This window comes from Streptomyces ardesiacus (assembly GCF_003112575.1).
GTDB classification, from domain to species: Bacteria; Actinomycetota; Actinomycetes; order Streptomycetales; family Streptomycetaceae; genus Streptomyces; species Streptomyces ardesiacus.
In genome coordinates this window covers 293,594-313,545 of sequence record NZ_BEWC01000002.1, presented here as the reverse complement: position 1 = coordinate 313,545, position 19,952 = coordinate 293,594, and the positions used below count along the sequence as shown (strand labels likewise).

The window sequence follows — 19,952 nt, the reverse complement described above, 5'->3', positions numbered from 1 at the left end:
TCCGACCTCCCCCTTCGGAGATCTCACGGGGTTAACTGTCTGAGGTGGCGACCAGGTCGATCCGTCGTCGCGGGTGCCGGACCTGCCCGTCGCTTTGTTGGCACTCTCCGGTGGGGAGTGCCAGAGCCGAGACTATGACCGCGGTTAGCACTCGGTCAAGCGGAGTGCCAATGCCGGCGGCGCGTCGGCGGAGTTTTCAGGTGAACACCGGTTCGTGAAGCGGGCCGATGATCCCGACCGGCGTCGAGGAGTCAGAGGTAGTCCTCCATGCGGGCCACCCTCAGGCCCTGCTCCTCGATCGTCTTCAGCAGACGTTCCGTGCGGGCCGTCATGTTCGTGGCCGCCGGGTGGTCCGGGTCCACGGCGATGATGTCGCCGGGGTGGAGGCGGTGCTCGCCGCGGGTGTAGGTGAGGCCGCCGTCGGCGTCGAGGGCGGCGCGCCACAGGACCAGGGCGGTGATGCCGCAGTCGGCGGCGGCGCGCAGGGTCGTGGTGTCGTACGTGCCGTGCGGCGGGCGCAAGAGGCGGGCGCGGACGCCGAAGCGGGACGTGAGCTTGGTCTGCTGGCCGCAGATCTCGGCGCGCTGGCCGGCGTAGGGCAGGCCGCGCAGGAAGCGGTGGTCCAGGGTGTGGTTCTGCAGGCCCGCGCCGACCGAGCGCAGCCGGGCGAGGTCGCCGTAGGCCGGTCCGGCGACGGTGTCGGTGAGGAACAGGGTGACCGGGAGCCGCCGTTCGCGGATCAGGCCGGCGAGGGCGGGGTCGCGTTCGGCCCCGTCGTCGTAGGTGAGGAAGACGACCCGGTCGGTGGTGCGGACGTGGTCCACGACGGGCGGCAGGGGCCGGCCCGGTCCGCCGGCCCGGTCACCGGCCTGGTCGCCGTCCGGGACGGGGTCCCCGGCCGCCGCCGCGGGACCGGCGGGAGCGGCGGGCCGGTCGCAGGCGGTGAGCGGGAGGAGCGGGAGCAGGAGGGCGGCCAGGGCGGCGCCGGCCGGACGGGACCGCCCTCGCCTCACAGGTAGTCCTCCAGGCGGGCCACCGCGTACCCGTCGGCGGTGATCCGGTCCAGGAAGCGGCGGACCATGTCGGTCATGGTGCCGTCCCAGTCGTTCCTGCCCCGGAAGTGGGTGAGGACGATGTCGCCGGGGTGCAGGTCCTGGTCCCACTCGCGGTACTCCCAGTGGTCGACGTACACCTCCTCGCTCCAGATCGGGGCGTACTTGATGCCGCAGGACTTGGCGGCGACCAGGGTGTCGCGGTTGTAGTTGCCGTAGGGCGGCCGGAAGAGGGCGGGACGCTCGCCGTAGTGCTTCTCCATCACGTCCTGCATGCCGCAGATCTCGCGCCTCTGCTCCTCGTAGGAGAGCCCGGGGAGGTAGGGGTGGCTCAGGGTGTGGTTGTTGAGGGTGATGCCCCGGGCCTGCATCTTCTTGAAGTAGCCGTAGTCGTCGCCGATCTCGTCGTCGGTGAGGAAGACGGTGTACGGGATCTTCAGCTCGCTCATCATCCTCAGGAACGCCGGGTCCTTCTCGGCGCCGTCGTCGATGGTGAGGAAGACGATCTTCTCCTTGGTGGGGACCGTGGTGAAGACCGGCGGGAGGGCGTCCTCCTCCTGCCCGTCGACCTCGAAGCCCTCACGGGCCTTGATCTCCGGCTTCTTCCCGGGGGGCGCGGGGGCCGCCAGCGGGACCTTCTCGAGGTTCCAGCGCTTGGCGGCGGCGACCAGGGCGGCCCTGGCCTCGCGCGCCTTGGCGGCGCCGTCGACCTCGCGGGCCGGGGGCGCCTTCGGGGCCTGCTGGCCGGCGGCGCCCCGCACGTCGGAGGAGTCGTCCTGCGCGCAGCCTCCGGCCAGGGCGGCGACGGCGAGGACGGCGGTGGCGGCGGCCGCGCGGCGGCGGAACACACCGCGGAGCGCGGGACGCGATGCCCGGGAGACGCGACGCGACGCCCGAATTTTGTCATTTTGTACGACTGCTCGCATGGTGCGGGATCCTCGCAGCCCCCGGCCGCCGAACCCGGTCCGACACCGCGCCGGAGGCAGACGGTCCACCGACTGGCCCACAATGACCCGGTGAACGACGTCGATTCCCTCCGTACCCTGCTCACCCCCGAAGGCCGCGCGCTGCTCGACGAGGTGCGGGACACCGACCCCGCACAGGAGTTGGCGGTCGCCACCCGGCTGCGGCGCACGCACCCGGCCGAGCTGGTCTCGGCGGCGCTGGGGCAGGCGCGGCTGCGGCAGCGGGCGGTGGCGAAGTTCGGGGCGGCGGACGCCGGGCGGATGTTCTTCACGCCCAACGGGGTCGAGCAGTCGACGCGGGCGAGCGTGGCGGCGTACCGGGCGGAGCGTTTCGCGGCGCTGGGCGTGACCTCCGTCGCCGACCTGTGCTGCGGGATCGGCGGCGACGCGCTCGCGCTGGCACGGGCCGGGATCCGGGTGCTCGCCGTCGACCGGGACCCGCTGACCTGCGAGGCGGCCCGCGCCAACGCCGAGGCGCTCGGCCTCGCCGGCCTGATCGAGGTGCGCGAGGCCGACGTGACGGAGGTGGACACGGCCGGATACGACGCCGTGTTCGTCGACCCCGCCCGGCGGTCCTCCCGGCGCGGCCGGATCTTCGACCCCGAGGCGTACGCGCCGCCGCTGTCCTGGGCCGTGGGGGCCGCCCGTACGGCCTCCCGTGCCGCCGCGCTCAAGGTCGCGCCGGGCATCCCGCACGAGGCGGTGCCCGAGGACGCCGAGGCGGAGTGGGTCTCCGACGGCGGGGACGTGAAGGAGGCCGTGCTGTGGTTCGGCACCGGGGCGCCGGCGGGGGCCGTGCGCGCCACGCTGCTCCCCGGGCCCCGCACCCTGCCCGGCGCCGGTCTGCCCGACCCGGAGGTGCGCACGCCCGGCCGGTACCTGTACGAGCCCGACGGCGCCGTCATCCGCGCCCACCTGGTCGCCGAGGTCGCCGAACAGGTCGGCGGCGGGCTGCTCGACGCGACGATCGCGTACGTCACCGCGGACGGGCTGCGGCCGACGCCGTACGCCACGGCGTACGAGATCACCGACCGGCTTCCGTTCCACGTCAAGAGGCTGAAGGCGCTGCTGCGCGAGCGCGGGGTCGGCACGCTGACCGTGAAGAAGCGGGGCTCGGCGGTCGAGCCGGAGGAGCTGCGCAGGAAGGTCAAGCCGCAGGGTCCGAACGCCGCGACCGTGTTCCTGACGCGGGTCGCGGGGGCGCCGACGATGCTGATCGGGCATCCGGTGCGTTAGCGGGTCCGCGCCTCCCGTGCCCGGCGCAGCAGGAGCGCGCGTTCGCGGGCGTTGCGGGTCAGGTCCGCCGCCCGTTCGAACTCCGCGCGGGCCTCCGCGGGCCGGTCCAGGCGGAGCAGGAGGTCGCCCCGCACGCTGGGGAGCAGGTGGTAGTCGCGCAGGGCGGGTTCCGCGGCGAGGGCGTCCACGAGGGCCAGGGCGGGGGCCGGGCCCTCGGCCATCGAGACGGCGACCGCGCGGTTGAGTTCGACGACCGGCGACGGGGCGCGGGCCGCGAGCAGGCCGTAGAGCGTGGCGATGCGCGGCCAGTCGGTCTCCTCGTAGGCGGGGGCCGTGGCGTGGCAGGCGGCGATCGCGGCCTGGAGGGCGTACGGGCCCGGGGCGGCGGAGCCGGTGGCGGCGTGGGCCCGGCCGAGGGCGGTGACGCCGCGGGCGATGAGCAGGCGGTTCCAGCGGTGGCGGTTCTGGTCCCGCAGCAGCACCGGCTCCCCGTCGGGGCCGGTGCGGGCGGCGGTGCGCGAGGACTGGAACTCCAGCAGCGCGGTCAGGCCGTGGACCTCGGGTTCCTTCGGCATCAGGGCCGAGAGGACGCGGGCCAGGCGCAGGGCGTCCTCGCACAGGGCGGGGCGGAGCCAGTCGTCTCCGGCGGTGGCCGCGTACCCCTCGTTGAAGATCAGGTAGATGACCTCGAGGACCGAGCCGAGACGGGCCTCGCGGTCCGGTCCGTACGGCACCTCGAAGGCGACGTTCTTCCTGGCCAGGGTGCGTTTGGCGCGGACGATGCGCTGCGCGACCGTGGGTTCGGGGACGAGGCGGGCGCGGGCGATCTCGGGGGTGGTCAGGCCGCCGAGCAGGCGCAGGGTGAGGGCGATGCGGGCCTCGGCGGACAGCACCGGGTGGCAGGCGGTGAAGACCAGCCGGAGCAGGTCGTCGTCGATGTCGTCGGGGCCTGCGGGGTCCTCGGGGGCGGGAGCCGAGTCGGGCAGGTCCCGGCCGATCTCGGCGAGCTTGCGGGCGTAGGTCTCCCGGCGCCGGATCAGGTCGACGGCGCGGCGGCGGGCGGTGGCCATGAGCCAGGCGCCGGGGTTGTCGGGCACGCCGTCCCTGGGCCACTGCTCCAGGGCGGCGACCAGGGCGTCCTGCGTGAGTTCCTCGGCGATGCCGACGTCCCGGACGAGCCGGGCCACGCCGGCGATCACGCGGGGCGACTCCAGCCGGAAGACGGTTTCGAGGGCCGCGGCGGGCTGCGCTTCCACAGCCCACCATGCAACACCCTGGGGCCGCCGGGGCACAACGGAACCCGGCCCGCGGCGCCTCAGCCCTCCATCAGCTCCCGGACCTCGCAGGTCACCGTCCAGTACTCCTCGTGCACCTTCAGGAAGCGCTTGGTCCACTCGACCGCCTCGGCCCGGTCCTTGGCCTGGAGGAGGGCGTAGCCGCCGATGACCTCCTTGGACTCGGTGAACGGCCCGTCGGTGACGGAGATCTTGCCGCCCTCGTAGTGGACGCGGGTGCCCTGGGCGGTCGGGGTCAGACCGGCCGTGTCGAGCAGGACGCCGGCCTTGGTCATCTCGTCCATCAGCTTCTCCATCCGCTGCACCAGTTCGGGGCTGGGGCCGGCGGGGGCGTCGGTCTCCTCGATGCGGACCAGCGACAGGTAGCGGGGCATGGTGACTCCTCGGGGTGGTCGGTTCGGCGGCCGGGGCTCCTCCCGGCCTCTCACCCCTTGCGTCGAACGGGCGGGCCCCGGATCGACACCCGCCGCGGAGTTTTCCGAGGAGTTTTCCCGGCGATGCCTCAGCGCAGCGATTCCCACAGGTCACCGGCGTCCGGCTCGTCGGGCACGACCCGGTTGGGGTCGGAGGGCGCGGGCAGGACCGGCATCGTCAGGGTGCGTACGTCGTCGGCGTGCAGGTTCCCGAGGCTGCGGCCCAGGTTCATCAGCTCGCCCAGCGAGTCCAGGCCGGTGTCGGTGGTGAGGCTGCCGGTGAGGGCGTCGGCGACCTGGTAGAGGCGGGCGGGGTCGGTGAGCAGGTCGGTGGCGGAGACCTGCTCCAGCAGCGCCTTGACCAGCTTGTGCTGGAGCTCGATCCGGGCGAGGTCGCTGCCGCCGGCCAGTCCGTACCGGGTGCGGGCCAGGCCGAGGGCCTCGGTGCCGTCGAGGTGATGGGTGCCGGCGTCCAGGTGCAGGTGGCTCTTGTCGTCGTCGATGTCCACGTCCGTGGTGACGGTGACCCCGCCGAGCGCGTCGACCAGGTCGGCGAAGCCGGAGAAGTCGACCTCGACGTAGTGGTCCATGCGGACGCCGGTGAGCGACTCGACGGTCTTGACGGCGCAGACCGGGCCGCCCAGTTCGTAGGCGGTGTTGAACATCGCACCGCTCGCCGCCCTGGTCGTGCCGCCGGACGGCAGCGGGCAGGAGGGCCGCTCGACGAGCGTGTCGCGCGGGATGCTGACGACGGTGGCGGCGGTGCGGCCCGCGTCCAGGTGGACGACCATCGCGGTGTCCGAGCGGGCGCCCCCGCTGTCGCCGCCGCCGAGTTCCCGGTTGGCCTCGCCGCCGCGCGAGTCGGAGCCGAGGACGAGGAGGTTCAGGGCGCCGGTGGGCACCGGGGACGCGGCGGGCGAGGCGGAGGGGACGGTCGCGGGGCGGGCGGGGCGGTCGTCGCCGAGCGCGCCGTTGATGTCGACGCTCCTGATGTTGCCGTTGAGGTGCCAGTAGGCCCAGCCCGCCGCCCCCGCGCCGAGCAGCAGCGCGGCGGTCAGGGCGAGGGCGGCCGCCCTCAGCCCCTTGCGGCGGCCGTCCCGGCCGTCCTGCCCGCCCCGCACCGCCATGCGTCAGCCCCCGCCCCGCCCGTGCCGTCCGCGTCCCCACTCGGATGCCCCGCCGGAAGGAACGTAAGTCCGAATTATGGAAACCGGAACAGGTGGGCCGGGTTTCTGCGGAAATTCTCAGACAGGGGGCCGGTTGGGCCCGTGGCGGTTCATCCCTCCCGGGGCGGTGCCGTGCTGCTGCGCACCTCCAGGCTGGTGGCCAGCTCCACGCGGGTCGCCGCCGGGGAGCCGTCGTCCCGGCCGAGGTTCAGGACCAGCCGGGCCGCCGCCTCGGCCATCTCCATCAGCGGCTGCCGTACGGTCGTCAGCGGCGGCCCCACCCAGCGGGCCACCGGCAGGTCGTCGAACCCGACCACGCTCAGGTCCTGCGGGATGCGCAGCCCCAGCTCGCGCGCCGCCTCGTACAGGCCGAGCGCCTGGAGGTCGTTGCCGGCGAAGACGGCGGTCGGCCGGTCCGGGCGGCGCAGCAGCTCCAGGCCCTGCCGGTAGCCGGCCTCGTGGTGGAAGTCGCCGGTCACGATCAGGCCGGGGTCGACGGGCAGCCCGGCGGTCTCCAGGGCGGCGCGGTAGCCGTCGACGCGGGCGCGGCTGCACATCATGCGGGTGGGGCCGCTGATCGCGCCGATGCGGGTGTGGCCGAGGTCGACCAGGTGGCGGGTGGCGGCGAGCCCGCCCTGCCAGTTGGTCGCGCCGATGGACGGCACGTCGGCGCCCGGGTCGCCGGCCGGGTCCATCACCACGAACGGGATGGAGCGGCTGGTGAGCAGGGCCCGCTGGGACTCGTCGAGGCCGGACAGGACGAGGATCACGCCGTGCGGGCGGCGGGCGGCGACCTGGTCGGCCCAGGTCCGGCCGGGCGTGAGGCGGCCCGCGCTCTCGGAGAGCACGACGCTGAGCCCGGTGTCCCGGGCCACGTTCTCCACGCCCCGGATGACCTCCATCGCCCAGGCGCTCTCCAGCTCGTGGAAGACCAGGTCGATCAGGGGCGAGCGGGTCGACTCGGCCCGCCTGCGCCGGTAGCCGTGCACGCGCAGCAGTTCCTCGACGCGGGCCCTGGTCGACGGGGCGACGTCGGCGCGGCCGTTGAGCACCTTCGAAACAGTCGGCGCCGACACACCGGCCTCACGCGCGATCTCGGCGAGGGTCGCGGTCTGCGCGGACCGCTTTCGCGTCGGAGTCTCAGCAGGCTGCGGGGATGTCATGGCGGCGATCGTAACCCCACGCGCTTCTCTGACGAAGACGTCGACCGCTCAGGACCGTCACAACATTAGGTGATGCATTCGAAACATTCGGCGACTCAGTCGTCGCGCGCCGCCAGGTCGGCGAGCTTCAGGTACGCCTCCGTGGTGGCCGGACGCAGCCTGCGCAGCTCCCAGCCCGGGGACTGCAGGGCCCCGTCGAAGGGCACGCGCACCACCTGCTCGGGCTCGACGCGCAGCCGTGGGGCGAAGGACTCCGGCAGCTCCCGTCCGGACGGCCCGCCGGTGTCGGTGACTACGACGAGGGCGGTGCGCGCGAGGTGCTCCCGGCCGGCGCCCCGGACGAGGGCGAGGACGCGCACGGCCGCGTCCAGGAACCAGTCGGCGGTGCCGCAGCACAGGATCAGCCGGTCGGTGTGGTCGAGGACGGCGGCGGCCGACCCGTCGAGCCGCAGCGGGGCCCAGTCGGTGAGGACGAAGGGGTAGTAGTGCGCCGTCTGCGCCAGGACGCGCACGTATTCCTGCTGGTGCGCCGGGTTGGGGCTGAAGTGCCCGCTGCGGTGGGCGACCACCTCCAGGCCGGAGGGCAGCCGGGTGGTGCGGGCGCGGATCTCCTCGTAGGGAACGTCGGCGGGCAGGGCCGCCAGGTCCCGTACGACGGCCGGGTTGCGGCCGGTGAGGAAGGCGTCCAGCGAACCCTCGGAGGGGGACCCGTCGAGGGCCAGGACCGGCTCGCCGCGCACCGCGGCCAGGAGGGAGCCGAGCACCATCGTGGTCGTGGCGCGTCCGCTGTAGTGGTAGGCGCCGATCAGCGTCAGGCGCCTGCTGCGCGGCATGGGCGCCCGCAGCCGGTCCAGACGGTGCAGGGCCTGCCTGCGGGCGGTCCCGAAGCGCGGCAGCCGCAGCTCCGGGCGCGGGGCGTCGGCGTCCGCTGCGGGCGGGGCGAGCGGACCGCGCGGGGCCCGGCTCTCCCCCTCGGCGGCCGGGCCGGTGCCGGCCAGCTGGAGCCGGGTGCGGGCCACGTACCGGGCGAGGACCTCGGCGACCTCGCTCGCGGTGGGCCGCCCGGAGGGGTCCGGGTCCACGCAGCGCAGCACCAGCCGCCGCAACTGCTCCCAGGTGTCGCCCTGCCACAGGTGCATGCCCTCCGGCAGCGACGGCAGGTCCCACCCGGCCTTGCTGCTGATGATCTGGAGCAGCTCCCCCAGCGCCCGTACGTTGTCCTCGCGGGTGGGCGCGGCGCCCGAGCCCAGGTACGCGCCGTCGACGGCGCAGTCCGACAGGTCGCCCAGGACGACGGTGCGCCGCAGGACGTACACGCTGTCGGCGTCCAGGGCGGCGGGCACCAGGTTGTTGAGGTGGCACAGGGCCACCGCGTTGGCGAGGTAGCAGGAGACCAGCAGGCCCCGCAGGGTGTCGAAGGGGGCGGTGCCGTCGGTCAGGGCCCGGTCGAAGAGTTCCGTGAGCCGGGTGGGCTGGACGTCGAGGTCCCCCTCGTCCGCGATCGGGGTCATGGCGAGCCAGGGCGGGGAGTCCTGGAGCCCGGTGGCGAGCAGGACCGGCGCGTGCTGTCCCTGGAGGCGGCGCAGCGCCTCCGCCTCCACCGTGACGAGCTGGGCGTTGACGGCGGGCAGGTCGGGGCGCGGCACCCTCAGGACGGCCGCGTTGCCACGGCCGTCGACGCCCCGGTAGAGCAGGGTGCGCCGGCCGCGCCGGCGGCCGCGCAGCTCGTAGCCGCCGAGGCGGGCCGGGTCGTTGTCGGTGAGCGGCTCCCAGAAGCCGCCGCCGGTCCGGGTTCCGGTACCGGCCGTGCCCGCCCGGCCGCGGCCGAGGGAGGGTGACGCCCTGCCGACGGACACCCCGAACCGGGCGAGCAGCCTGCGTTCGACGCTGGTGAAGGGCTGCTGGGAGCCGGGCAGGCTGTCGGAGCCGTCGGGATGGAGCAGCCAGGCCGGGAAGTCGGGGGAGTTGCCGGCGAGTTCCTCCAGCCGTCGTCCGATCCGGCGGCCGGTGCGCAGCAGTTCGGCCTGCGGGACCGCGTCGAGCAGGACGGCCTTGGAGGTGTCGGAGAAGTCGAAGACCCGGTGCTTGGCGGGCAGCGGACCCGACACGGGCGCCGGGTGGGGCCGGATCAGGCCGCCGAGGAACACCTCCGCGAGGTGGGAGGTGGTGGCGGCCCAGGGCACCGCGCTCTGCACCAGCCGCATCACGGGCACGGACAGCGGGGCGACCGCCGCGAGGTGGGCGGCCAGCCGGTACGCCTCGGGGGTCGCCGCGTCCCGGAAGTGCTGGGCGCCGCCGGGGTCCCGGGCGGGGGCGACGGCCGCGTGCCGGTCGGGGCTGGCCAGCAGCGGAAGCTCGACGGTGGCGCCCGGCGAGGCGAGCAGCCGGGCCCACACGCCGAGGGAGCCGACGGTGGGTTCCAGGACGGGGACCGGGATGTCGTCGAAACGGCTCAGCTCCGGGGGCAGTACGGGGTCGACGACCTTCCAGGAGGTGTTGGCCCCGCCCACGCGCCGGGTGGTGGCCTGCCAGCGTTCGGCGGCGATCCCGGAGGCCTCCCACATGTCGGGCGGCAGGGTGTGCAGGACCGCGACGGGACCGCGCGCCGCCCGCTCGGCCAGCAGCGCGTGTACGGCGCCCGAGCGCCAGGCCGGGCCCATGCCGTCGCTGACGACCAGCAGCAGGGAGCGGCCGGAGGGGTCGTTGACGGTGGTCAGCGGCAGCTCGGTACCGGCCGGGGCGAACGGCCGTGCGTGCAGGCGCGGTCCCGCCGCGTCGCCCGTGTCCAGGCCCAGGACGCGGGTGACCGCGAAGGCCCCCAGGCGTTCCAGGAGGGTGCGCAGCTCGGTGGCGAGCCGGTGCCAGAGCAGCATCGACAGGCCGTCGTCGACGAGCAGCGTGAGGTTGAGCCAGCGTTCCCGCACCGGCCGCTCCACCACGTCGGGCAGGTCGGTCTCGGCGAGCTGGGCGGCCGTGCGGTCCTCGTCGATCTCCGTGCGGTGGCGGCTGTCGTGGCGGCGGCGCAACGGCCTCAGCGACCGTCCGAGCGCCAGCTCGCCGTCGAGTGCCTTCTCCTCGGGCACGCGCACCGGCAGCGCCCTGCGGGGCTCGTGGCCGGTGGCGGCGAACCGGGGCGGGGGCTCGGGGGCGGTCCGGGCGCCCGCGTGCAGGGTGGCGGGGCTGGTCAGGTCGGGCAGGTCCGGGTCGCCGGGTTCGGGCGGCGGACGTCGCGGCGCGGACCGCTCGGGGTTCCCGGGGCCGTCGGACGGCGCGGGCCCCGGGGTGCGGGCGGGTGCCTGCCGGTGGAGGGGTGCCTCGGGGCCCGCGGGCAGTCGCCGGGCCAGCCACAGCACGTCGAGGACCTGGTCGGCGTCCAGGTCCACCCGGCAGGCGCCGAGGAGCCGCAGCATCTCGGCGAGCCGCTCTCCGCCGGCGGGCACGGTCACATCGCCCCGGTGAGCTGGTGCAGGACGGCGTCCAGCAGGCCCTCCGCGTCCAGGTCGACGCCCCCGGCGCGCAGGAACACCGCGTTGAGGAGCTGGTCGGTGGCGAGTTCGCCCAGGGCACGGCGGCGCAGGAACGCCCCGATCAGGTCGTCCGCCTCCCGCATGGCCTCCTCGCCGAGGTGCGCGACGACGATGGTGCGCAACCGCTCCTCGTCGGGCAGCGGCAGGTCCAGGCGCAGGCAGCGGCGCAGGAACGCCGGCGGGAAGTCCCGCTCGCCGTTGCTGGTGATGACGACGACGGGGAACTCCGCGCACTGCACCAGCCCCTGGTGCACCCGTACGGTGCCCCGGTGGTCGTGGGTCTGGACGTCGACGTCGGCCATGTCCTCGGGCAGCCGGGTCAGTTCGGGGATGTCGAAGAAGCCCTCCTCGAAGACGGTGAGCAGGTCGTTGGGCAGGTCGACGTCGCCCTTGTCCATCTCGTCGATGAGCAGGCAGCGCGGCGCGGCCGACGGCACCAGCGCGGTGCCGAGCGGACCGAGCCGGATGAAGGTGCCGATGGACGGTTCGACCTCGCCGCGGTCCCGGCTGAGGGTGGTCTCGCGCAGCCGGCCGATCGCGTCGTACTGGTAGAGCGCGTCCTTGACGGTGGAGCGGCTGTTGACGGGCCAGCGCAGCAGTTCGCCCAGGCTCAGTTCGTGGGCGACGGCCCGGGCCAGGGAGGACTTGCCGGTACCGGCCGGCCCGGTCACCAGCAGCGGACGGCGCAGGTGCAGCGCGGCGTTGACGACGTCGGCGTGCTGCGGGGCGATCACGTAGGGCAGTTCGGGGCGCGTCGAGCGGGTGGGGACGAAGCGTCGCCACGGAGGTGCCGGGGGCAGGGCGACGGGCCGGGGCGCGCCGTCGCCGCGGAAGAGGCGCCACTCGGCGTCGGCAGCGGAGGTCATGAGCTCTCCTGGGGTTCGGTCAGGCGCAGACGGGGCACGGTGCGGTCGGCGTCCGCCCAGGCGAGGACCGGACGGCCGGGGTAGTCGGGCGGGCTGGCCTTGGCACCCGCGCGGTAGTCGCGCACACCGTCGGGCAGTTCGCGGGTGGCCACCTGAGCCATGTGGCGGACGGTGTGCGCGGCACCGTCCCGGCCCCGGTCCCACACCACTACCGGTATGCCCAGGGCGAGGCAGGTCTGCACGATGCCGTCCCGCGGGCCGGGCGGTACGTCCACACAGACGCGCACGGTGTCCAGTTGGTTGACCAGCCGGGAGTAGATGGTGTCCCGGTCCATGGCCTCGGAGACCACGAAGGTCTTGCCCGAGTCGAGCCGGTTCCAGCGGCTGCGCCAGTGGGACATGAACCGTCCGTGCCGGCGCAGGAGTTCGGGACAGTGCACCACCAGCGGGAACTCCACGCCGAGCACCCCGGGCACCAGCGCGTCCGGATCCCGGACGGTCCACTCGTCGACGGGCAGGTTGAGCCCGGCGCGGTCCACCAGCACCTCGACGAGGGGAGGCCGTTCGTCCTCGGCGGGCGGGGTGAGGGAGTCCAGCACGCGCAGGACCTCGCGGGCCGCCTCCGGCGCGGAGTACGAGCGCACGCTGTCGGTGGAGACCTGCCGCGGTCCGGCGCCCTCGTCGCACCAGATGCGCAGCCGGTGGCGGCCCTGCCCCGCGGGGTTCACCTGGACCAGGACGCGGACGCGGAGGACGCGGGCGCGCAGGGACCGCGCCCACTCCTGGGCGTCGAAGCGGCGTTCGCCGAGGGCGGCGCGCTCGATGCCGAGCCGGGCCGCCACTCCGTCCGACCACAGCCGCAGGGCGGCCCGGCGGGGACCGCACAGCGCGGCGACGTACTCCATCACCCGCAGCAGCGCGGGGACCCGGCGTTCGCCGCTGGGTGCGCGGCCGTCGCCGGGCAGCGTCTCCAGGTGGTCGAGCAGCGCCTCCGCGCTCTCCCCGCCGGGCAGCGCCGCCAGGTGCGGGAGGGCGGCGCGGACCGCCTCCGGGAACCGGGCGAGCACCTCGGCCGGCATCGTGCGCAGGTGTCCGCGCAGGGCGGTGTGCTCCTGCGGGGACAGCAGCTTGGGGATGTGCGAGAGTCCGCCGGCGGCCAGCACGCGGTCGGCGTCCTGGGGGGCGCCGCGCCGCAGGGTGCCGGACAGCGCCGCCAGGGCCCGCGGGTGGCTGAGCAGGAACAGCGCGAACTCCTCCGGCGTGGGCGGGACCACGTCGCTGCCGTACGTGACGCCGCAGGCCCGGGCCAGCCGCTGCGCACCGGCCACGAGGCTGCTCGACGAGGGGAAGGCGTCCTCGATCGCCTCCGTCAGCAGCAGGAGGGCGGGATCGTCGGGGTCGGGTGCGGCGGGCGCCTCGTCCTCCAGGACGCCCAGGGGACGCAGTTCGTCCTGGACGCGCTGCCAGGGCACGCCCCAGCTGCGCCGCACCAGGTGCTGGGGGCTGTGCGGGAGCGCGGCGCCGGTGGCCCGGTCCCGCGGCGGCATGAAGTGGGCGACGACCAGCCCGACCACGGCCTGCTCCGTGGCGCACCACAGCGGGCCGCCGCTGTACCCGGGGCCCACCGCCATCCCCGTGGGCGCGCCGTCCAGGTAGGCGCGGGCGCCGACGGGTCCGTGGACCGTCAGCCGGGCGTACGTGGCCGCCTCGCCGCTGCCGTGCCAGGCCTTCACCCGCTGGCCGGACGCCATCGCCGTCAGCCGGGGCGCCGCGGGCAGGCCGCCGGGAGAGCCCGCGATCCGGAGCACGGCGAGGTCGCCGAACCACTCGTCGGTCCCCGGCGGCACCGGCCCGCCGTCCCGGGTGCGCGGGGCGATCCAGTGGGCCACGCCCGCGTGGAAGCGCCGTGCGCCGCCGGCGTCGTCGAGGATCTCGACGACGACCTGTCCCAGGCCGGGCGACCGCGGCTCCAGCATCGGCCTGTCCAGTGCGGCGTTGACGACGTGGGCGCAGGTCAGCACGGTCGCGGAGCCGAGCAGGAAGCCCGCGCCCACGATCTTGCCGTTCTCGGCCCCGCGTACGGACACCACGTGGCGGACGGGGTCTTCGACATCGCTCGCCGCGGTCCCGAACCACCCCACGCCTCACTCCCCCGTGGCTGCCGGACCGGCCGCGGGCGCCGTCGGGCTCCAGCTCGCGGTGACGGTGAGGTGGGCCGTTCCCGTGCCCCCCACGATCCCGAGCTTGAGGTCCTGGCCGACCTGGACGCCGAAGGTGACGCTCAGTTCGGTGGGCGGGTCGGGCACGGCCGTGGCCGCGTCGTGGACTTCCTGGAGCAGCGGTCCCAGCGGGCTCAGCGCGCCGCGCAGGGCCCCGGCCGCGAACCGGGCCACGGAGGCCGTCCCGCGCGCCACGGGCACCGCCCGCCCCATGCCCTCCGGCAGGTCGTCGTCGGACGGCGCCCCGGGCGTGCCGTCGGCGGGCGCGAGCAGGAACCGGACCGGGCTGCCGTCGTCTAGCGTGAGGTCAGGTGTAGTGGACACGCCTCATATTGTCGTCGTCGGCGGCGACTTGGGCGGCGATCTCTCCCCACTCGGTTACGGGATCGATGCATTGCGTGCGGAATCCGTCACCGTACCGGTCGCGCACCGCCGCGGTCACTCACCCACGGACTCGAACCGCCACCGGTGGACCGCACGCGTCACCAGACCCGCGTCCGGTTCGGGCAGCTCCGGGAGTTCGGCGTCGTAGGCGGCGTCCCACCAGGTGATGACGAGGACGCGGTCCTGCGGGGCCCGGAGGGTCTCGCGGCGGACCGGGGCGCCGGCGAGCGGCTGCGCCCGTGCCCAGGCCAGCAGTTCCCCGCCCCGGCCGGGAACCGCCCGTGCCTCCCACATCAGCGCGACGGTCACGAGTACAGGTTCTCCTTGCTGACCTCGTGCACGTGGTCGTGACCGTGGTGGCCGTGGCCGTGGCCGTGCGGGTGCCCCTGTCCCGGCACGTGCGGGTCCGTCACCGGGAGGGAGGAGTCGGCCGACAGGTCCCAGTCGGAGGCGGCCCGGTTCCGGGCGACCATCTCGGCGCCGAGGGCGGCCACCATCGCGCCGTTGTCCGTGCACAGCTTGGGGCGCGGTACCCGCAGCCGGATGCCGGCCGCCTCGCAACGCTCCTGGGCCAGGGCCCGCAGCCGGGAGTTGGCGGCCACGCCGCCGCCGATCATCAGGTGGTCGACGCCCTCGTCCTTGCAGGCCCGCACCGCCTTGCGGGTCAGCACGTCCACGACCGCCTCCTGGAAGGAGGCCGACACGTCGCGCACCGGCACCTCCTCCCCCGCCGCCCGCTTCGCCTCGATCCAGCGGGCCACGGCCGTCTTCAGGCCGGAGAAGGAGAAGTCGTACGCGGGGTCGCGCGGGCCGGTCAGACCGCGCGGGAAGGCGATCGCGTCCGGGTCGCCCTCGCGCGCGTACCGGTCGATGACCGGGCCGCCGGGGAAGCCCAGGTTCAGCACGCGGGCGATCTTGTCGAAGGCCTCGCCGGCCGCGTCGTCGATGGTGGCGCCCAGCGGACGGACGTCGGAGGTGATGTCCATGGACAGGAGCAGGGAGGAGTGCCCGCCGGAGACCAGCAGCGCCATCGTCGGCTCGGGCAGCGCGCCGTGTTCGAGCTGGTCGACGCAGATGTGCGAGGCGAGGTGGTTGACGCCGTACAGGGGCTTGCCGAGCGCGTAGGCGTACGCCTTGGCCGCCGAGACGCCGACCAGCAGCGCGCCCGCCAGGCCGGGTCCCGCGGTGACGGCGATGCCGTCGAGGTCGCGGGGACTCACCCCCGCCTCCTTGAGGGCGCGGTCGATGGTGGGGACCATCGCCTCCAGGTGGGCGCGGCTGGCCACCTCGGGGACGACGCCGCCGAAGCGCGCGTGCTCGTCGACGCTGGACGCGACGGCGTCGGCCAGCAGGGTGGTGCCGCGGACGACACCGACGCCGGTCTCGTCGCAGGAGGTCTCGATCCCGAGGACGAGGGGCTCGTCGCGTGAGTCAGCCATGGTGGTCGGTTCCTCGTTCGGTTCCCGGTACGGAGGTGGACGGGTCGGTCAGGCGCATCACCAGGGCGTCCACGTTCCCCGGCTGGTAGTAGCCGCGTCTGAAGCCGATGGGCTCGAAGCCGAAGCGCTCGTACAGCCGCTGGGCCCTGGTGTTGTCCACCCGGCACTCGAGCAGCACCTCGGTGCACTCGAAGGCGGTCGCGGCCCGCAGCAGCTCGGTCAGCAGCCGCGCCCCGAGACCGGTCCCCCAGTGGTCGCGGGCGACGGCGATGGTCTGCACGTCGGCCTGCTCGCCGGAGGTGACCAGGCCCGCGTAGCCGACGACGTGGCCGTCCTCCTCGGCGACGAGGTAGCGCCGGGTCGCCCCGGGGCCGCGCGCGTGCGCCAGCTCGGACCAGAACATCCCCCGCGACCAGGCGTCCTCCGGGAACAGCTCCCGCTCCATGCGGAGCACGGGGTCGATGTCCCACCAGCGCATCTCGCGCAGCACGGCGGGTGCGGGCTCGGCGGTGGCTGGCTCGGTCACTTGGGGGTGACCACCTTGTAGTTCTTGGGGACCTGGGCGTCGGGCCGGCGCAGGTACAGCGGCCGGGGGGCGGGCAGCTCCTCCCCCACCGCGAGCTTCTCGGCGGCCAGCCGGGCCAGCGCGGCGGCGGACACGTGCTCCGGTTCGTGGGCCCGGGGGAAGGTGTCCGGGTAGAGCAGCGCGCCCGCGCCGACCGCCGGGAGCCCGGCCACCTGCCCGGCGATGTCGGCGGGCCGGTCGACGGCCGGGTCGGTGAGGCGGGTGCGGGAGTCGGCGTACCGCGCCCAGTAGACCTCCTTGCGGCGGGCGTCGGTCGCCACCACGAAGGGACCCTCCAGGTCGGCGGCGAACGCGAGGCCGTCCAGCGTGCACACACCGTGCACGGGCACCCCGAGCGCGAGCCCGAAGGCGTCCGCGGTCATCAGGCCGACGCGCAGCCCCGTGTACGGGCCGGGGCCGGTGCCGGCGACGATGCCGGTGACGGCGTCGAGCCGCAGGCCGGCCTCGGTGAGCACCCGGTCGACGGCGGGCAGCAGCAGCTCACCGTGGCGGCGGGCGTCCACCTGGCTCGACGAGGCGATGACGTCCGTACCGTCGTGCAGCGCGACGGTCACGGCGGGCGTGGCGGTATCCAGAGCGAGCAAGAGCACGCAAACAGCCTACGGCGCCCCACGGCCCGCACCGGACGCCCCGGGGACGACCCCGGGCGCGCCCGGCCGCTCCGAGCAGCCACCACGTGTCGCACACCGTGTTCACCCGCTCACCTACTGCTACCGTCGCCCCGGTAGACAGAACGCGGCACGCGTTACGCAGCACGCAGCACGCAGCACGCAACACGCAGCACGCAGCACGCAGCACGCACAAGTACGACGACGAGGTGGTCGCCCGTGGCAAGCAGCAGCGCCGGTATCGTCACCGGCCTCGTCGCGGCGGCCTTCGTGACGATCGGCGTCCTGGCCCACCAGGCCTCCGTCACCGCCCCGGCCGACCTCGGCCCGGCCCACGCGACCGTCAGCCCCGCCCCGGGCGCCGTCAAGGCCCCGCGCGACCGGCGGCACCCGGACGCGCTTCCCGCGGGGTCCGGGACGGGTGAACGGGTGGTGTACTCGGTGGACGACGACCGCGTGTGGCTGGTCGGCCCCGGGAACAAGGTGCGGCACACCTTCGCGGTGACCCCCGGCTCGGTCGACCCGGCGCCGGGCGCCTACACGGTCACGTCCCGGTCCAGCCGGATCACCGGGTCCGACGGCGTCCTGGTCGAGCACGTGGTGCGCTTCACCAGCGCCGGGGGCGTGGCCGTCGGGTTCAGCGCGGCGGTCGACGACGCGGCCGCCAAGCCCGACCCGGACCGGCCCACCGGCGGCATCCGCGAGTCACGCGCGGACGGGGACGCGATGTGGGAGTTCGCGACGATCGGACGCCCGGTCGTCGTCGTGCGCTGACGGACCGCGGACGCACGGCGGGCGAACGCCCGGCGCGCGTGGACACACGCATGCCGGGCGCGGGCGCGGCGGTCAGGCCGCCTCGCGGTGGTCACGGCCGTCGTGGCCGCCATGACCGTCATTGCCGTCATGACCGTCGAGGTGCCCGTGCCGGTCGCGGAGCGGCCGGCGGGTCTCCGGCTCGGGGGCGCGGGGCGGCGTCGAGACCGCCTTCGCGGCGGCGCAGGAGGCGAGCAGGTCGCGCATCGGCACCCCGGCGGACACGGGCGGCTCGGGCCGCGGACGGCCCTGCGGCCGGGCCTGGGACATGGACGACATGGACGCCTCCTGAAGCTCGGGGGCGGGCGCAGTAAGGCATGCCTAACTACGAGCTGAGTACCATGTGACCACGGGCAAGACCCCGAACGCAATCTTTTGCCGACGCTTTGTCGGAACATCCCGCACGGACGGGCGCCGGGGCCGTTCAGCCGGCGAGGACGCTCACGTCGGCCGTGGCCCACCGCTCGCCGAGCCCGGTCACGGTCACGTGCCGTACCTCGTCGGTGGTGTCGCCGACGGCGCGGTCGATCCGGACCCGCAGCCGGTCCTCGGTCAGCTCCTCGACCTTGCCCTCGCCCCACTCGACCACGATCACCGAGTCGGGCAGGGAGACGTCGAGGTCGAGGTCCTCCATCTCGTCCAGTCCGCCGGACAGCCGGTAGGCGTCCACGTGGACGAGCGGCGGCCCGTCACCGAGCGAGGGGTGCACGCGGGCGATCACGAAGGTCGGGGAGGTGACGGCGCCGCGCACGCCCAGGCCCTCACCGAGGCCCCGGGTCAGCGTCGTCTTGCCGGCGCCCAGCTCGCCGCTGAGCATGACCAGGTCACCGGCGCGCAGCAGTTTGGCGAGCCTGCGGCCCAGTTCCCGCATCTGCTCCGGGGAGGTGACGGTGATCTCGACGGCGGGGGCGGGCTCAGCCGGGCCCTGTGCTGCTGGTGCTTCCATAGCCGTCCACGGTAGTCGCTGCGGGCACCGCGCCCGCGCGGGCGAGCAGATCGGCGAGGCGGTCGGTGACCAGCTCGGGGTGCTCCAGCATCACCAGGTGCCCGGCGTCGGGCACCAGCACCAGTTCCGCGTCCGGCAGCAGGCGGGCGACGGCCTCGCTGTGCTCGCTCGGCGTCACCAGGTCCCGCACCCCGGCCAGCACGAGCACGGGCAGGTCCGCGAAGTGGGCGAGGGCCGCGGTCTTGTCGTGGTCGTTGAAGGCCGGGTAGTACTCGGCGACGACGTCGATCGGCGTCGACTCGATCATCCGCTCGGCGAACCGGGCCACGGCGGGATCGACGTCCCGGGACGCGAACGAGTACCGCTTGATGATCCCGGCGAACAGGTCGGCCGTCGCCCGCCGCCCCCGCTCCACCAGCTCGGCCCGCTGCCCGAGCGCCCGAAGCACGCCCGGCAGCACCCGCCGCACCGCCTCGACACCGGCCGACGGCAGCCCGAAGTTGACCTCGCCGAGCCGCCCGGAGGACGTGCCGACGAGGGCGACGCCGACGACGCGCTCGCGGACCAGGTCGGGGAAGGCGTCGGCCAGGGCCATCACGGTCATGCCGCCCATGGAGTGCCCGGCCAGCACCAGCGGCCCCTCGGGCGCGGCGGCGTCGATGACGGCCTTCAGGTCGCGGCCCAGCTCGTCGATGCTGACCGGCCTGCCGTCCCGGGTCTGGGTCACGCCCCGTCCGGACCGGCCGTGGCTGCGCTGGTCCCAGTGGACGGTGCGGACCACGCCCCTGAGGGCCGCGCGCTGGAAGTGCCAGGAGTCCTGGTTGAGGCAGTAGCCGTGGCTGAAGACGACGGTGACCGGCGCGGGCGTCCTGCGGCCGAACAGCCGCCTGCGGCGCGGGGCGCGGTCGGCCTCGGCCCCGGTCTCCGGGTCGAGGTCGTCGACCTCGTAGTACAGCGCGGTGCCGTCCTCGGCGTACGCCGTGCCGGGGGTGCCGCGCAGTCCGCCGTACGGGCCCGCCGAGTCGAGGGCGAGGCGGGCCTTCTGGCGCATCCCGCGGCCGACGGTGAGCCGCTCTATCGCCACTCCGGCCGCGGCACCCGCCGCGACCACGCCTATCGCGACCCCGGCGATGCCGGTCGCCCGGCGCCAGCCGCCGGCCTCCGTGGCGGAGGCGACGGCCGCCGCCACGGCCTCCCCGCTGCTCTCGCTCACGTGCACGGCTCCTCTCCGCCGGATGCGCCGGGCCGCTGTGCGCCTGCCCGCCGCCGATCAC

Annotated in this window: 19 protein-coding genes; 2 read left to right on the top strand and 17 right to left on the bottom strand. The window is 74.9% G+C overall.

Annotation, left to right across the window (positions count from 1 at the left end):
• Nucleotides 1-251: 251 nt before the first annotated feature.
• Both Sdi02f_RS08490 and Sdi02f_RS08485 read right to left on the bottom strand, forming a co-directional pair.
• A complete protein-coding gene (locus tag Sdi02f_RS08490; protein WP_030400264.1) occupies nt 252-1,013 on the bottom strand; it encodes a polysaccharide deacetylase family protein in 762 nt (253 codons plus the stop codon).
• Complete coding sequence (locus Sdi02f_RS08485) at nt 1,010-1,978, bottom strand: polysaccharide deacetylase family protein (RefSeq protein WP_174843321.1); 969 nt, start codon at nt 1,976-1,978, stop codon at nt 1,010-1,012. Before Sdi02f_RS08485 ends, Sdi02f_RS08490 begins: the two co-directional genes overlap by 4 nt.
• Before the next feature lie 90 nt (nt 1,979-2,068).
• On the opposite strand from Sdi02f_RS08485, the gene Sdi02f_RS08480 reads away from it, so the two are divergent.
• Nucleotides 2,069-3,253: a THUMP-like domain-containing protein gene (locus tag Sdi02f_RS08480; RefSeq protein ID WP_030400262.1), complete on the top strand. Its 1,185-nt coding sequence runs from the start codon at nt 2,069-2,071 to the stop codon at nt 3,251-3,253.
• Here Sdi02f_RS08480 and Sdi02f_RS08475 read toward each other — a convergent pair.
• From Sdi02f_RS08475 to tsaB, 12 genes are all read right to left on the bottom strand, one after another.
• On the bottom strand, nt 3,250-4,509 hold the full coding sequence (locus Sdi02f_RS08475) for an RNA polymerase sigma factor (protein ID WP_108933027.1): 1,260 nt from the start codon (nt 4,507-4,509) through the stop codon (nt 3,250-3,252). The genes Sdi02f_RS08480 and Sdi02f_RS08475 overlap by 4 nt on opposite strands.
• A gap of 59 nt (nt 4,510-4,568) precedes the next feature.
• Entirely contained in the window at nt 4,569-4,922 is a 354-nt protein-coding gene (locus Sdi02f_RS08470; protein WP_031083235.1) for a YciI family protein, read from the bottom strand.
• A gap of 128 nt (nt 4,923-5,050) precedes the next feature.
• Nucleotides 5,051-6,088 carry an LCP family protein gene (locus tag Sdi02f_RS08465; RefSeq protein WP_031083237.1) on the bottom strand — a complete coding sequence of 346 codons (1,038 nt, stop codon included), beginning with the start codon at nt 6,086-6,088 and terminating at the stop codon, nt 5,051-5,053.
• A gap of 149 nt (nt 6,089-6,237) precedes the next feature.
• Entirely contained in the window at nt 6,238-7,290 is a 1,053-nt protein-coding gene (locus Sdi02f_RS08460; RefSeq protein ID WP_030400258.1) for a LacI family DNA-binding transcriptional regulator, read from the bottom strand.
• 95 nt (nt 7,291-7,385) lie between these two features.
• The gene (locus Sdi02f_RS08455; protein ID WP_159107639.1) at nt 7,386-10,730 is read right to left on the bottom strand and encodes an SAV_2336 N-terminal domain-related protein; all 3,345 of its coding nucleotides are present in this window, start codon (nt 10,728-10,730) and stop codon (nt 7,386-7,388) included.
• 2 nt (nt 10,731-10,732) lie between these two features.
• Nucleotides 10,733-11,683, bottom strand: a complete 951-nt coding sequence (locus Sdi02f_RS08450) for an AAA family ATPase (RefSeq protein ID WP_030400256.1) — start codon at nt 11,681-11,683, stop codon at nt 10,733-10,735.
• Entirely contained in the window at nt 11,680-13,824 is a 2,145-nt protein-coding gene (locus tag Sdi02f_RS08445; protein WP_108933025.1) for a VMAP-C domain-containing protein, read from the bottom strand. The genes Sdi02f_RS08450 and Sdi02f_RS08445 overlap by 4 nt, the downstream gene beginning before the upstream one ends.
• Nucleotides 13,825-13,827: 3 nt before the next feature.
• The gene (locus tag Sdi02f_RS08440; protein ID WP_031083253.1) at nt 13,828-14,226 is read right to left on the bottom strand and encodes a CU044_2847 family protein; all 399 of its coding nucleotides are present in this window, start codon (nt 14,224-14,226) and stop codon (nt 13,828-13,830) included.
• 114 nt (nt 14,227-14,340) lie between these two features.
• A complete protein-coding gene (locus Sdi02f_RS08435; RefSeq protein ID WP_030400253.1) occupies nt 14,341-14,595 on the bottom strand; it encodes a hypothetical protein in 255 nt (84 codons plus the stop codon).
• On the bottom strand, nt 14,592-15,725 hold the full coding sequence (gene tsaD / locus Sdi02f_RS08430) for a tRNA (adenosine(37)-N6)-threonylcarbamoyltransferase complex transferase subunit TsaD (RefSeq protein WP_108933024.1): 1,134 nt from the start codon (nt 15,723-15,725) through the stop codon (nt 14,592-14,594). The genes Sdi02f_RS08435 and tsaD overlap by 4 nt, the downstream gene beginning before the upstream one ends.
• Entirely contained in the window at nt 15,718-16,203 is a 486-nt protein-coding gene (gene rimI / locus Sdi02f_RS08425) for a ribosomal protein S18-alanine N-acetyltransferase (protein ID WP_051783254.1), read from the bottom strand. Before rimI ends, tsaD begins: the two co-directional genes overlap by 8 nt.
• A gap of 44 nt (nt 16,204-16,247) precedes the next feature.
• Nucleotides 16,248-16,901 (bottom strand): tRNA (adenosine(37)-N6)-threonylcarbamoyltransferase complex dimerization subunit type 1 TsaB, encoded by a 654-nt coding sequence (gene tsaB / locus Sdi02f_RS08420; RefSeq protein WP_108933023.1) that lies wholly within the window; start codon nt 16,899-16,901, stop codon nt 16,248-16,250.
• A gap of 237 nt (nt 16,902-17,138) precedes the next feature.
• On the opposite strand from tsaB, the gene Sdi02f_RS08410 reads away from it, so the two are divergent.
• Nucleotides 17,139-17,693 (top strand): hypothetical protein, encoded by a 555-nt coding sequence (locus Sdi02f_RS08410; protein WP_031185287.1) that lies wholly within the window; start codon nt 17,139-17,141, stop codon nt 17,691-17,693.
• Between the two features lie 72 nt (nt 17,694-17,765).
• Here the strand turns inward: Sdi02f_RS08410 and Sdi02f_RS08405 are convergent, their stop codons facing one another.
• From Sdi02f_RS08405 to Sdi02f_RS08395, 3 genes are all read right to left on the bottom strand, one after another.
• Nucleotides 17,766-18,011 carry a hypothetical protein gene (locus tag Sdi02f_RS08405; RefSeq protein ID WP_167458137.1) on the bottom strand — a complete coding sequence of 82 codons (246 nt, stop codon included), beginning with the start codon at nt 18,009-18,011 and terminating at the stop codon, nt 17,766-17,768.
• A 145-nt stretch (nt 18,012-18,156) separates the two neighbouring features.
• Nucleotides 18,157-18,678, bottom strand: a complete 522-nt coding sequence (tsaE, locus tag Sdi02f_RS08400; RefSeq protein ID WP_030400248.1) for a tRNA (adenosine(37)-N6)-threonylcarbamoyltransferase complex ATPase subunit type 1 TsaE — start codon at nt 18,676-18,678, stop codon at nt 18,157-18,159.
• A complete protein-coding gene (locus Sdi02f_RS08395) occupies nt 18,647-19,891 on the bottom strand; it encodes an alpha/beta fold hydrolase (RefSeq protein WP_167458141.1) in 1,245 nt (414 codons plus the stop codon). The genes tsaE and Sdi02f_RS08395 overlap by 32 nt, the downstream gene beginning before the upstream one ends.
• Nucleotides 19,892-19,952 lie beyond the last annotated feature (61 nt).